The organism is Paenibacillus agaridevorans (assembly GCF_003112455.1).
Classification (GTDB): Bacteria; Bacillota; Bacilli; order Paenibacillales; family Paenibacillaceae; genus Pristimantibacillus; species Pristimantibacillus agaridevorans.
The window spans coordinates 20,548-34,155 of the sequence record NZ_BDQX01000093.1; the positions used below are offsets into that span (position 1 = coordinate 20,548).

Genomic DNA, 13,608 nt, shown 5'->3' on the forward strand with positions numbered 1-13,608 from the left:
GATGAAAAATACGCTAACCGTGAGACGATCAGTCGTAAAGCTGTTAGATAAATCACTTATGTTGTATATACCGTTGTTTCTCGCGATGGCGTTTACGCTATTCCCGTTATATTGGGTTATTGTGACGGCGTTCAAACGAGAGGGCGATATCGCGAAACTCCCGATTCAATATTTGCCTAGTCCGGCCACTTTCGAAAATTTCAGAATAGCTTGGAACGTTTCAGGATTTTCAAAGTTTTTCGTTAATAGTCTGTATGTCTCGGGGGTAACGGTTGTCGTCGTATTAATTACTTCGATTCTAGTGGGTTATGCCATTAGCCGATTTAACTTCGCGGGAAAAAATTTGTTTATGCTTATGCTGTTATGTACGCAATTTATACCCGGGGCCATGCTTCTCATCCCACTGTTCGAAACCTTTAGAAACTTGAATCTGAGCAACAATTTATTCGCTCTGATCATCATCTACAGCACGTTTCAGCTCCCGTTCAATGCTATTCTTATGAGCGGATTCATTACCAATATCCCCGAACAGCTTGAGGAAGCTGCCATGGTAGATGGGTGCAGCCGATTGAAAGCGATCTATTTAATCATATTTCCGCTTCTGCTGCCGGGGATCGTGGCTACAATGGTCTATACTTTCATAGGTGCGTGGAACGAATTTCTTTTCGGGCTTATGTTGATAAGCAAAACCTCTCTCTTTACATTGCCGGTTGGCTTGCGGTCCATGCAAGGCACTTACGATATCCAATACGGCGCGTTGGCTGCCGGGAGCGTCATCACAGTATTGCCGGTCATTATTTTGTTCGCATATGTGCAAAAGTTTTTGGTGCAAGGCATGAGTGCAGGGGCAGTAAAGGGTTAATTGGAAGTAACTGTATTTTGCTATTATCCATACGAGTATTTATTCGTTTATGGATTTAGTATACACTCAAAAGGAGCTGTTATAAATGTACAAGAAGGGTCTAACAGTAATGATGGCAATCGGTCTGGCATTTACTTTGACACTTGCCGGCTGCAGCGGTGGGCAGAACGGTTCAAGCACAACAGAACCGTCAAAAGCGCCAGAGAAACAATCTGAAGCAACGTCAAAGCCGCAAGAGAATGTGACGCTGACATTCTGGGATGAAAATCCGGGTCCGAACCGCACGCCGTTCTACGAAGAACTGATCAAACGCTTCGAAGATCAAAATCCGCACATCAAGGTGGAGTATGTCGGCATTCCTGCCAGCAGCAACAAACAGAAATATGACGTTGCTATTGCTGCCAACGATACGCCGGACGTTGCAGGCATCAACATGGTATGGCTGTCCGATTTCGTGGCGAAAGGCGCTGTCGCGGAACTTGATCCGTACTTCGACGCATGGAGCGAGAAAGATAAAATTTCTGCGAACATGATTGATTTTGATCGCGGTTTGTCGGCAGACGGCAAGCTCTATTATCTGCCGCATACGATGTTCCTGGATATTCTATGGTACAGAACGGATTGGGTAAAGGATGCCGGATTGAACGCGCCGGACACATGGGACGACTTCTTTAAGAACATTGAGCAATTAACAGATATCCCGAACAATCGTTACGGCTTCAGTATTCGCGGCGGCGGCGGAAGCATCAATCAGCTTACTTCCATGATTTATGCTTATTCCGGTATTGGCGAATATTTTACGGCAGACGGCAAAGCTACAGTAAACGATCCGAAAGTTGTTGAGTTTCTGAATAAATACGTTGCTCTTTATAAAAAGAATACTCCGGTCAGCGACGTTACAAATGGCAACAAAGAAATGAATGCCAACTTCGATACTTCGACAACCGCAATGATTCAACATAACTTTGGTTCATACAACGATCACGTAACGAATTTGGGCACGGACAAGTTCGCAGGTCTGATTCCGCCTAAATCCGACAATGGCAAACGGGTTGTCGTTCCGGTTGCAAACGGTCTGGTTCTGTTCAAAGATTCGAAACACCCGGAAGAAGCCTGGAAATTCCTCAGCTTCCTGATGTCTGCTGAAAGCCAGACGTACTGGAATGAAAATATTGCTCAAATGCCAACAAACACAGTTTCCCTTCAAAGCGATTATGTAAAGAACACGCAGCATATTCAACAAGGCGCTCAAGTGCTGGAAGACCCAGATACGATTTCATTGAAGCTGCCTTTCTATCTTCCTGATTATACCAAAATTACGACACAACAACTTGAGCCGGACTTTCAGAAGGTGCTTACTGACAAAATGACGGTTGAAAGTTTCGTTAAAGGATGGGCGGATTCAATGGAACAGGCGCAAGCGGAATATATAGCAGCAATGAAAAAGTAATCCTATAAGTAGAGACTCAGATTACGCAAGAGGTGAGCGAACTTTCGCTCTCCTCTTATTGTCTCAAACGGGGGGATGAGATGCCTGGATTTCATTCAATAAAATCGACTATAATATGGCTGTTTATCCCGATTATCATCCTTTTTGTGCTCATAACCGGATGGATCTCGATCAGATTGGCTTCGCAGCAAATTCAGTCCAATACCATTACAAGCATTAATGATACCATCGCGCAAACCAAAGATCTTATAAACGATAAGCTGACTATATTTGTTGTTGAGCTTATTGCATTGGAGAATAATTCGCAATGGCTATCTATTATGAGAGGGTCGGACAACCCTGAAAGAGATTTGGATCCGCAGGATTATATTTTTATCGATAAATCTTTGGAAGCTTACTTTGATCGCTATTCGATGCTCGATTCGGTGTTGTTTTATTATAATCAGGGCCGAATCTCTTGGTACAAACGAGACTCCCGCAACTCCAACGCTCATATTACACTGGAAAACTACGCGGAAAAACTGGATAGTTCGCGCCTTTCCATCATCAAGTGGCTTAATATTCATGATGAAAAAGAGTTGAATGCACCAAAGGTTGTTAGCGCTTACAAAATGTTTGGGAAAGACCGTTACAATACCAAGGGGATGTTGCTATTTAATATCAAAAGCAAGTTCTTCAGCGATATTCTCAATAATGCGAAAATCAGCACCAACGGTTATTTGACGATCGTCAGCAATGACGGCATGATGCGCTTCAAAAATGTAGAGAAGCGCTATGAAATAAAGGAAGAGTTGCTGCAAAATGAACTGATGCAGACGGAGGAAAGCGCGGGTCAACTAATTATGACTAGCAATCAGGATGAAAATATGCTCGTTTTTTATGATACATTGCCTATTAATAAATGGAAGATTGCTGCGGTCTTACCGGAAAGAGAAGTTTTGGAGAGAGTGAATTCCATCAAATATGTCATGATGATTGTAATGTTGTTGGTGATCATCGCGGCTGTATTTCTTTCCAATGTTATTGCCAATATTATTACGAAGCCGCTCATCAACTTGACCCGCAAAGTGAACCGGATCGAGGAGGGCAATTTGGATATTCCGTTTAAGACGAGCGTGTCCAATGAAATAGGCGTCTTGAGCAGGGGGATTCAGGATATGATGCACCGAATCAGGGATCTTCTGAAAGAAGTGGAAAATGAACAGGAAAAAAAGAGAGCCGCAGAACTTGCAGTTCTTCAATCTCAAATCAAACCGCATTTTTTGTATAACACGCTGTATTCGATAAGACAGCTTTATGAAATGGGAGATACAAAAGAAGCTGGAGAAATGGTGACGGCGTTATCCCAATTTTTTCGAATCAGCATCAACAAAGGAAGCGAAATTATTACAATCGCTCAGGAAATCGAACATATTAAAAATTATTTATATATTCAACATTTGAGATACAGGGAAGATTTTATTTACGAAATCGATATCGACCCGGATATTTCAGAATGTCATATCGTGAAACTTACGTTGCAGCCACTAGTTGAAAACGCCATCTATCACGGCATTAAGCAACATAGGGGCCAAGGTTTAATTGCGATAAGAGGTTATGCGGATGGTAGGGATATCATCATGATGGTTGAAGATAACGGAGTAGGCATGTCTGAAGAAGATTTGGCTTCGATGAACCAAAGCCTGAAATCGAGTGATCCGGGCAATGATATGATCGGTTTCGGTACTCATAACGTGAACAAGCGATTGCAATTAAACTATGGTTTGTCCTACGGTCTTACTTATCATGCCAACACTGGGGGCGGTGTCACGGTCACCGTAAAAATTCGGAGCTGATGGACAGCATTGTGAAGGGGTGCTCTCATGTATAAAGTTGTAGTTGTGGATGACGACAGTATTATTCTGAAAGGACTAACCCGAAATATCCCTTGGCGGCAGCATGGATTTGAACTTGTCGGTTCGGCCCGGGATGGAGAAGAGGCATTGGAGATTATTCCTGAGAAGCAACCGCATGTCATCGTTACGGATATACGTATGCCGTTTATGGACGGTTTTGGGCTAACAGAGGCTGTCAAAGAAAAATACCCGGACATTAAAGTTATTATGTTAACTAGCTTTGACGATTTTGAATTGGCCAAGAAGGCTTTACAGCTTAAAGTATTTGATTATTTGTTAAAACCGGTGGATAATCAGTCTCTTTTGTCGGCCGCGGAACGCGCGATCAAGGAGTTGGAATACGAACGGGAAATGAAACGAAAAGTAATTGAAGGCATGCCGTTGCTGCGTCAGCGTTTTTTGGAGCAATTGATTAAGGGGAATATGTCGGGGGAGGAAATTCGCACCAATAGCGAGTTTCTGAATATTTCTTTGCCGGAAGCCCAATATGCGGTATTGTTGTTGAAAGCGGACGACTACAGCTATCCCGAGTATCAGAACCGTTTTGGTAAAGAAATGTTGAAATATTGTATCCTGAACGCAGCAGAGGAAATTATGCGGGATGAATATGGCGGAATCGTATTCGATTCGCAAGATGATGAAATCGTTATCATCTATTTTGAAACGGAAGAGGAAGACCTGATTCAGCAGAAAATGATTCAAATTGCTGAAAATATGCGTCAAAAAATAGAGAAATATCTGAAAACGACAGTGTCCATTGGCATCGGCTTTATTTACGATAGCTGCCGCGATATTTCGTTGTCCTATCGGGATGCCAAGTCGACGTTTGAATTTCGGCATATGATTGGCAAGAACCGAGTGCTAATCAGTGGCGATACCGGTCTGCCTCCATCCAGTTTTGCAAAAATCAAGCTGCATGGACTGGAAAAAGAGTTTGCCATGAACGTGAAATTGGGCCTGGAGAATAAAGCCTTCTCCATTTTGGACGAAATCGAGCAAATGCTTTTGGAGATGAAATATGTAACGTTATCGCAACTGCGTTTGATCGGCGTGGAAATTACTCTTCCCCTGTTCAAAGAGTTCGAGGAGTGGATAAGCGACAGCGAAATGCTGGTGACGGAGTCCGGCGAAGTAACGGATTTCTACCTGTTTAATCAAAATGTGGAACGGTATCAAACCAATGATGAGTTGTTTTCGGCTCTTCGTCGGTTAACCAAACACTTTGTCGATATCGCAAATCATCAACGCGAACGTCAGATGAAAAGCAATATTCATACCGCTATGGATTACATGGAAAAAAACTTTATGGTGGAGGGGCTTTCCCTACTCGATGTCGCAGGATACGTTCATATCAGCCCTACTTATTTGAGCATTCTATTTAAGAAGGAAAAAAATATTACATTTAGCGATTATCTGCTGCAATTGCGCATGAAGTCGGCAATGGAACTGCTGCGCATAACGGATTTGAAAACCTATGAAGTAGCGGATAAGGTCGGTTACAGCAACCCGCAATATTTTAGCCAGTGTTTTAAGAAATATACCGGGTTTTCGCCGACCGATTACAAGAATAGCGCGACGTAAAGCAGCTACACAGCGTAATCGTCGTATCACCTGCATTGACGCAAGCACCGACCGCTGCTCTCCAAGCATGCCGCTACTTTTGCAGCTTCGCCAAATATTCGTCCAGCAGCTCGAAGGTATCGGCGAAGCCGACTTTCACGTTTTCCTTAAACGATTCGAAAAACTGGATTTCCGCTTTTGTCGTCTCGAAAGCTTTGCCGTGCATCGTCAGCTCCGTCATGTCGCCATCTTCGCGGAACGTGAGCGTGTTCAGGATGCGCAGCGGCCACATCTGGCTAAAAGGAGCGCGCAGCGTGTTGCCTTCCTCGTCGGAGAAGGCGTTTGTGTATACGAATTTCTCGTTTGGCGCGATTTCGACGTACTCCAGCAGGCTCCACATGATCTGGCCTTCGGGACTCGATTGGCTGTAATGCACCTTGCCGCCCGGCCTGACGTCCTCGCTCACGATCGTCATGACGAAGCCGCGGGGGCCTTTCCAGTGCTGCATATGCTCCGGTTTCGTGATAACCTCGAACAGCAGCGCAAGCGGAACCTGAAAGGAACGTTTGACCGTAATGCCGTGGTCTTTGCCTTTGCCGGCTTTCCCTATTAATTTTCTCACAACAATCCCTCCCGTTAACCTGAACGTTATGTTTCGACTATACCGCATGGGGGCACCTGTTATCCTATCCGAAGAAGCTATGCCGGCAATTACACATTCAACAGCAGATAGTTTAAGAATGATGGTTAAAAGCTACAATGATCATGTGTATATATTTGCGGTAAACAACAGCGAAACAACACAGCAAGTGACGTTTACGTCCGAGCAGTTCGACAATGATGCAGTCGTGTATGGAACGAAAATCGTAATGAAGAGGAAGTGCCTTTAAACGAGCATTTACCCATGATCAAAGAGATAGAGTATTAAGCGGAATTTCAAACGCTCGTTTAATCACTAAACCGGCAGCAAGTTTCGTTTCGTCCGGTTTGTTATACAGGTATGTCATTTGTACGTTATTAACCGTTACCGGCAGTTGATGCATGACTCTGGCCTTGATGTCGCTGAACATCTCGGGGCTGATCGATTGAATGACAAGGCCAGTCATTAGCAAGCTGTCCGGATTAATAAATGTAATAATGTTGGAAAGGGCTACCGAGATGCCATCGACAATTTTTTCATACAAGCTAAGGAACTTGGCATCTCCTGTTTTTATGCCTTCCGCAAACTCATCCAGCGTACATTTGATAGACACACCCAGCCCGCTGCTGGAAGCAAGCGTCGTTAAGCATCCGGATCTGCCGCAATGGCAAGGATAAGCGTCTTCCCCATAGAACCCTTTATAATGCCCGAATTCCCCTGCGACAAAGTTGGAACCCGCTATAATTTGTTTATCAACGACAATAGCGCCGCCGGTACCATAATCGAACTTAATCGTGATATTGTTATTCGATTCTTTTAAGCACCCATTCATGTTTTCGTAAACGGAAAGAAGATTAACATCATTTTCAATGTGCACAGGAATATGATATTTGTCTTCGAGCAGCTGACTGAGCCGCAGACGATGAAAACCTATGCCGGGCGTCCGGAGAACGATCCCATGCTGAGAATCCACCAGGCCCTGTATACTGATGCCAATGCCTTTTATTTTGGAAGCGTTGGGCACTTGACTAATCAGCTCGTCAATGACTTCATGGAGCAGTTTTAGCAGCACATCAACGGAGCCATATTTGTTAATCGTGCGTTCGGCCGATGCGACGGCATCTTGACGCAGGTTGTACACTTTCCCGCGAATATATTTACCGGCGAGCTCAAGCCCAATGGCATAAAAGCTGCCGCTGTTGATATGAAGGCCCACTCTTTTCCTTCCGCTTCCTGCTTCCAGATCCATGAGCTCGCCAGCCACGATTATTTTTTCCTCCAACAGGCGGTTAACGATATTAGTTACGGTTTGCCTGCTTAGTCCGGTCTTTTCTGAAAGCTCTACGCGAGAGATTGGCCCTTCGGAATAAATGAGAAAAAGAACCTTCTGCTGATTAATGGATTTTAGTAACATATGGCTAGTTTTTTTGACCGAATCTCCCACGATATGCATCCTCTTTCCGACAACATATTAGATATGAATCGAGATTCAAAACATTTGATAAATGATACACATACTTTGCTCTAAGTGTAGCATTAATACGAAGGGAATAAAAGTTGCAAGGCAGGCCGGAATGAGAAACTTTAACCCCGCAATACAAAAAAAGCTAAGGATTGTATTGACATTGTTTAAAAAATAGATATGATTAATTTGTAAACTGATTTGATTAAGTGTAGCAAATTGATGACTAGAGGAGCAAGTCATGGTATGGATGGGATGGATAATTGCAGCAGCGGCGATAGCGGTCCTTACTTACATATGCTGGCTGCATGCAGTTAGGTTGAAACCTGGCAAAGCAGATGCGCTTATTGTACTTGGCTATGTATCCAAAGACGGCCGAATACATCCTTTGCTTAAGGAAAGACTGGATGAGGCTTACAAACTTTTTCGGCAATTTGGGCACAAATACATCATTGTATCGGGGGGAGCAGTTGGTTCACGACATTCGGAAGCGGATCTGATGAAAAATTATCTGGTTGAGAGAGGCGTTCCGGCAAAAAGAGTATTGAAAGAAGATAAATCATTGAATACGGTTCAGAATTTAATGTATAGCAAGCAATTATTGGAGCAGCAACATCTGGAATCCTTTATCATTATAACGAATTCATTCCATATTCGACGGACAAAGTATATTATGCATCGTCTTGGGATGAAAGGCGGTTTCAGTGCTAATCGAAGCTTTAGAAGCATTGCGATATTTCAGTTGAAATTAACCTTTTTGGAAATTCGGGCTTTCAGGTTAACTCTCCCGATTATTAAAAGGGCCATTAATGATTTTCAAAACAATTGATAAGTTTGCTGGCATGCCTTATTAAATAATCAATATGCAAACGCTTACACATCATTTTGGAGGTGAGGCTTAAGGGATCAAAGCCATTATTTATTTACAAAGTATTCACCTTGATTTGATTGATAATTAACAAAACATAGTTATCCTTGAATAGTTAATCCAATTTATTTATTAATTAAGAGGGGGAACAAAAATGTTTAATGGAAAAAGGAATCGATTAATGAGTACGGGTGCTGCGGCAGTATTATCTCTAACGATGCTCGCCGCATGCTCAGGAAACAACGGACCTAGTCCAAGTGCGACTCCTGCTGGCTCCGATAAGCCGAGTGCGCCTGCAGAAGCAGAGGTTTATGAGAACGGATTGTCAAAGACTGAGAAAGTAACGCTAAAGGTAGGCTTCTTTGTTGGAGGTTATGGCCGAGAATGGTTCGATTATGCAGTTGATTCGTTCACAGCCAAATATCCGAACGTCAAAGTAGACATCACGGCTTCAGCCGATATGAAGACGATTCTTTCTACCAAAATCTCTGCAGGCAATGATAATGACATGTTTGACCTATTCAATACGGAGCCTTCCGGAGGCATTATTGGGCTCGCCGAAGCCGGTAAGCTTGAACCAATGGATGACATTTGGGATTTCCCTCTTCCAGACGTACCGGACAAAAAGGTCAAGGATCTTATGATGCCCGGCATGTACGAGTCAACGCCGCTGATCAACGGGAAAAGATATGAATTTACGACGGCGAGCAGCTTTGGCGGGTTGTTCTTTAACAAAAAGCTATTCGAAGAGCATGGCTGGAACCAAAATCCGAACACATGGGAAGAATTTAAAGCGCTGCTAGCAGACATTAAAGCGGACGGCATTGCTCCAATTACGTTCCCTGGCATTCATCCAAGCTACCATAACTGGGCTTTCGGAACAGCCAAGAACTTTGAGCTGGCTGATATCAATGGCCATGTCGAAGAGTTTATCGATAATTATAGAACTTATGGTCTGCCTCAATACACAAATCCAGAGACGGTTGAAACCTGGACGCGCTTCTATGAGCTTGGCAAACTAGGCTATTTTGCAGAAGGACTTCCGGCATTGAACCATACGCAATCGCAAATGCAGGTTATTCAAGGGCAAGCAGCAATGGTATCTACGGGGACTCATGTCGAGAATGAGATGAAAGAAGCAACGCCTGCGGATTTCGATTGGGGCTACATGGCTGTTCCTTTCAGAGACAACACCGATCAAAAGCTTTGGATTCGTAGCGGAACATCAAACTTCAACTATATTTGGGCCGCTAAGCCGGAGTTGAACAAAAAGTGGGCTAAAGAATTGATCGCATGGCTCGTTACGCTTGATAATCAACAATTTGCTGCCGAAAAAGCAGGCGCTTTGCCAATGCGCAAGGATTTGACGGATGATCCTGCCAAAGCGGCTAACCTTTCCAGCTCTGCCCAATCCGTTCTGAAGTACATTGCGGATAATGATGCCCAAACTTTTAAAGCAAGCCGGTCTATCAACATTTCCGATCCGAATCTTGCTCAAGCGGAAAAATTAATGAATGAGAATATCGCTAAATTTGCTATGGGCATGCAGGATCCGAAACCGATTCTGGAGCAAGCTGAAGAACTGCTGAAGAAAGCTCTAGAGGCTGAAAAGAAAAATTAAGACGTGATGGAGCGGGGAGGATTCCTCTCCGCTTCTCTATTGCAGCCTCAGGGTCTTATAGGCTTCGCGCTGAACATGACTTATAAACGTCTAGTAAGATAGGAGTTGACCTCACGTGTCTGATTCAACCGCTGTGAAGACTGCAAGCAAGCTGGGTCTAGATAAAGCGAATACGCAGAAGTGGATATTTCTGTTCATTGCCATTGTGCCTCCCTTTGGCGGCTATTTGCTTTTTACGTTGTTTCCGAACATTCTGTCTGTCTATTATGCGATGCTCAATTGGGACGGGTTTACGGATGCAAAATTTGTCGGTCTGTCCAATTTCATCACCGCATTCCAAGATAAATATGTTTGGCGCGCGCTTACCCATAACTTGATTTTTATGATAACAGTGCCTTTCTTCGTTATTATCATCTCTTTGCTTCTTGCCTACCTGATTACAAATAAAACGTATAAAGAAAATAAATTTTTGAAGGTGCTGTTTTTTTTCCCGAACGTTTTATCGACGGTCGTAGTCGCTCTCCTCTGGGCCTTCATTTATGACGGATCGTATGGTTTGCTGAACGGCCTTCTAAAATTCATCGGCATTGATATCGGGAATTTCTATTGGCTGGGCAATGAAAGCACGGCGCTTGCATCCATTATCCCGGCATGGGTTTGGGGAGGCGTCGGCTTGTACGCCATAATCTTTGCCAATGCGATGCTGGCGATTCCAAAGTCTTTGTACGAGGCGGCGATACTTGAAGGAGCCGGCCATATGACGCGTTTGTTTAAAATTACGATGCCGCTCGTTACGCCAATTATCCGAGTCAGCGCTTTGTTCCTCGTTGTCGGCACCATGAAGGGCTTCGAGATCATCCTCATTATGACGAATGGGGGGCCATTTGGTTCGACGGACGTAATCGGCCTCTATATGTTTAACTTAGCCTTTGGCGTAGAGTATCGGAATTACGGCTACGCTTCCGCAGTCGGTATGATTCTGTTCGTTATATTAGTAACAGCCAAGCTGTTAATCGATAAATTTGTGCCGAACAAAGGCTACGAGTATTAGTTTCCATATGAAGGTTCGGAGGGATCTATTTGAAGGAAAAACGAACGTTAATGGACATTGTGTGGCGTGTGGTGCTTTATGCCTGGGCGCTAACCATTTTATTTCCTTTAGTCTGGGTTATTTATGAATCGTTAAAAAGCAATCCGGAATTTTTTCAAGATATATGGGCGCTGCCTTCTGAATTTAGGTGGCAGAACTATTCGAAGGCTTGGAATCAATACGGTTTTGGCCAATCACTCTTAAATACGCTCTATTATGTTGGCGGAAGTCTGGTGCTGGGACTTTTCTTTACGACCATTAACGCTTATGCGCTTACTCGAATGACATTCAAAGGAAGAAAGCTGATTTGGGGCTTGATTATGTTATCCCTGTTCCTGCCTGGCATCAATGCGCTTGTGCCTCAGTATGTCATTATGAGGGAACTGGATTTGACCAATAGCTTAACGGGATTAATACTGTTGTCCAGTTTGGGTGAAAGCGTGTTCTACCTGATGTTGCTCGGAGGATTTATGAGTTCTCTGCCTGTGGAGCTTGAGGAGAGCGCAACGATGGATGGCGCGACATTATTCCAAAAGTTTTGGCGCGTTATTGTTCCGTTGTCTACACCGGGAATTGTAACTGTCGGCGTATTCAAGTTCCTGGGCTTCTATAACAATTTCTTGGCGCCGTTCATCTATTTGAGCGATCCAAAGAAATATCCCATTGCGGTACAAATGTATTCTGCCAATAAACAAATGGAATTTACTGCAGATTGGGTAACCTTGTTTGCCGGTGTAACCATTGCAATGGTGCCGTCCATTATTATTTATATTCTATTCCAGAGACTACTTATGGAAGGTGCGACGATGGGCGCGGTGAAGGGATGAATGTCATGCATCAGGTACAAGCGAAGTATAAACTGATTGCACTGGATCTGGACGGGACTCTCCTGACAGATCGGGAGCAAATAACGGATGAGACTAAAAAATGGATTCAATATGCCGTAGACAACGGAGTGAAAGTCATATTTTCTACCGGAAGAGGCTTGCAAACCGCGAAGGGCATCTGGGATGAGCTTGGTCTCGACTCCCCAATGGTGCTGCTCAACGGCGCAGAGATATGGGAAGGGCCGGGCAGGCTTTATAAACGCATCTTTATTCCTCGGGAAACGATTCGCCGCATTCACGCAATTGCTGCCGAACGAGGCGATTGGTATTGGGGCTATAGTGTAGAAAGCCTGACAGGCGCCAAGGACTGGACGCCGGAGATGTTCGAGCGGGATTGGATGAAATTCGGCATCGGCTGTCAAGACCATAAGAAGCTTGCGGGACTAAAGGAAGAGATGCTCAGTTGGGGATCGCTTGAGATTACCCACTCTGCCCCTGTCAATATGGAGATTTCAGTGCAAGGCATAACAAAGGAAAGCGGAGTACGCCAAGTATGTCAGATGCTGGGCTTGTCTATGTCCGATGTCATCGCCATGGGGGACAGTCATAATGACGCGAAACTGCTTAAGGCGGCAGGTCTCGGTGTGGCGATGGCCAACGGAGAAGAGCATATCAAATCCATAGCGGACGTAATCACGGCTACCAACAACGAGGATGGCGTTGCTCAGGCGATTCGGAAGTATTTATTCCAAATCGAGTAAACGTGGCAAATGTACGCATGTAGAGACAGAGGGGAGAACTTACAGATGAATGTTCAATCGAAAGAGATAAATTTAGATCAACTGGGCGACCCGATATACCAGGAGACAATGGAAGGCGAACAGTTGAGATGGCATTCTCCGCTCGAAGCGCCTTTTCATATCGCGGGCTTCCCTTGGCTTGCGCAGGATGGGATTTACAGACGTCTGCCCCTCGCTTCCGGGGCTGTCTTGCCGCCTGCGGTTGATACGCTTGCTTATTGTACGGCAGGCGGGCAAATTCGCTTTCGCACCAATTCTTCGAGGCTGGTCATAAGGGTGCGTCTTGCCGGACCGTCCAATATGTATCATATGGCGCCTACAGGGCAATGCGGAGTTGACTGCTATCTTGGAGAACCGGGAGAGCAGAGTTTTATCACCGCGGCTAAATTCAAGCCAACGGAAAGTGAATATGAATCAAAGCTTTATCGGTGGGATACAAAAAAAGAGGTGGCCGTCACCTTAAACTTACCGCTCTACCAAGGGGTAGAAGAGGTGTGGATAGGGGTGGATCATGATGCTGACATAAGCGATGC

The 13,608-nt window shown here is 44.5% G+C and carries 13 protein-coding genes; 11 read left to right on the top strand and 2 right to left on the bottom strand.

What is annotated here, in order from left to right:
* The first annotated feature begins 1 nt into the window (after window position 1).
* From PAT3040_RS09670 to PAT3040_RS09685, 4 genes are all read left to right on the top strand, one after another.
* The gene (locus PAT3040_RS09670; protein WP_108992454.1) at window positions 2-862 is read left to right on the top strand and encodes a carbohydrate ABC transporter permease; all 861 of its coding nucleotides are present in this window, start codon (window positions 2-4) and stop codon (window positions 860-862) included.
* A gap of 85 nt (window positions 863-947) precedes the next feature.
* A complete protein-coding gene (locus tag PAT3040_RS09675) occupies window positions 948-2,312 on the top strand; it encodes an ABC transporter substrate-binding protein (RefSeq protein WP_108992455.1) in 1,365 nt (454 codons plus the stop codon).
* Between the two features lie 350 nt (window positions 2,313-2,662).
* A complete protein-coding gene (locus tag PAT3040_RS09680; RefSeq protein ID WP_373863934.1) occupies window positions 2,663-4,147 on the top strand; it encodes a sensor histidine kinase in 1,485 nt (494 codons plus the stop codon).
* Window positions 4,148-4,174: 27 nt separating this feature from the next.
* Window positions 4,175-5,788: a response regulator gene (locus PAT3040_RS09685; RefSeq protein WP_108992457.1), complete on the top strand. Its 1,614-nt coding sequence runs from the start codon at window positions 4,175-4,177 to the stop codon at window positions 5,786-5,788.
* Window positions 5,789-5,861: 73 nt separating this feature from the next.
* Here PAT3040_RS09685 and PAT3040_RS09690 read toward each other — a convergent pair whose 3' ends face one another.
* Complete coding sequence (locus PAT3040_RS09690; RefSeq protein WP_258234916.1) at window positions 5,862-6,389, bottom strand: SRPBCC family protein; 528 nt, start codon at window positions 6,387-6,389, stop codon at window positions 5,862-5,864.
* A 118-nt stretch (window positions 6,390-6,507) separates the two neighbouring features.
* Between PAT3040_RS09690 and PAT3040_RS36900 the strand changes: the two genes are divergently transcribed.
* Complete coding sequence (locus PAT3040_RS36900) at window positions 6,508-6,657, top strand: hypothetical protein (protein ID WP_181376533.1); 150 nt, start codon at window positions 6,508-6,510, stop codon at window positions 6,655-6,657.
* Window positions 6,658-6,675: 18 nt separating this feature from the next.
* On the opposite strand, the gene PAT3040_RS09695 is transcribed toward PAT3040_RS36900, so the two are convergent.
* Complete coding sequence (locus PAT3040_RS09695; protein WP_087572036.1) at window positions 6,676-7,851, bottom strand: ROK family transcriptional regulator; 1,176 nt, start codon at window positions 7,849-7,851, stop codon at window positions 6,676-6,678.
* Window positions 7,852-8,110: 259 nt separating this feature from the next.
* Here PAT3040_RS09695 and PAT3040_RS09700 point away from each other — a divergent pair, with 259 nt between their 5' ends.
* The 6 genes from PAT3040_RS09700 to PAT3040_RS09725 form a co-directional block, all read left to right on the top strand.
* Window positions 8,111-8,698 (top strand): YdcF family protein, encoded by a 588-nt coding sequence (locus PAT3040_RS09700; RefSeq protein WP_108992459.1) that lies wholly within the window; start codon window positions 8,111-8,113, stop codon window positions 8,696-8,698.
* 193 nt (window positions 8,699-8,891) lie between these two features.
* Window positions 8,892-10,358, top strand: coding sequence for an ABC transporter substrate-binding protein (locus PAT3040_RS09705; RefSeq protein WP_108992460.1), 1,467 nt, complete (start codon window positions 8,892-8,894; stop codon window positions 10,356-10,358).
* A gap of 115 nt (window positions 10,359-10,473) precedes the next feature.
* Window positions 10,474-11,409: a carbohydrate ABC transporter permease gene (locus tag PAT3040_RS09710; RefSeq protein ID WP_108992461.1), complete on the top strand. Its 936-nt coding sequence runs from the start codon at window positions 10,474-10,476 to the stop codon at window positions 11,407-11,409.
* A 29-nt stretch (window positions 11,410-11,438) separates the two neighbouring features.
* The gene (locus PAT3040_RS09715) at window positions 11,439-12,275 is read left to right on the top strand and encodes a carbohydrate ABC transporter permease (protein ID WP_087572032.1); all 837 of its coding nucleotides are present in this window, start codon (window positions 11,439-11,441) and stop codon (window positions 12,273-12,275) included.
* Complete coding sequence (locus PAT3040_RS09720) at window positions 12,272-13,036, top strand: Cof-type HAD-IIB family hydrolase (protein ID WP_108992462.1); 765 nt, start codon at window positions 12,272-12,274, stop codon at window positions 13,034-13,036. Before PAT3040_RS09715 ends, PAT3040_RS09720 begins: the two co-directional genes overlap by 4 nt.
* A 45-nt stretch (window positions 13,037-13,081) precedes the next feature.
* Window positions 13,082-13,608 (top strand): SGNH/GDSL hydrolase N-terminal domain-containing protein (locus PAT3040_RS09725; protein WP_305778772.1); only part of this gene is annotated, 527 nt, incomplete at its 3' end.

Coding starts and splice junctions, on each gene's coding strand:
- PAT3040_RS09670 (WP_108992454.1), top strand. CDS start 2: ATGAAAAATACGCTAACCGTGAGACGATCAGTCGTAAAGCTGTTAGAT.
- PAT3040_RS09675 (WP_108992455.1), top strand. CDS start 948: ATGTACAAGAAGGGTCTAACAGTAATGATGGCAATCGGTCTGGCATTT.
- PAT3040_RS09685 (WP_108992457.1), top strand. CDS start 4,175: ATGTATAAAGTTGTAGTTGTGGATGACGACAGTATTATTCTGAAAGGA.
- PAT3040_RS36900 (WP_181376533.1), top strand. CDS start 6,508: ATGATGGTTAAAAGCTACAATGATCATGTGTATATATTTGCGGTAAAC.
- PAT3040_RS09700 (WP_108992459.1), top strand. CDS start 8,111: ATGGTATGGATGGGATGGATAATTGCAGCAGCGGCGATAGCGGTCCTT.
- PAT3040_RS09705 (WP_108992460.1), top strand. CDS start 8,892: ATGTTTAATGGAAAAAGGAATCGATTAATGAGTACGGGTGCTGCGGCA.
- PAT3040_RS09720 (WP_108992462.1), top strand. CDS start 12,272: ATGAATGTCATGCATCAGGTACAAGCGAAGTATAAACTGATTGCACTG.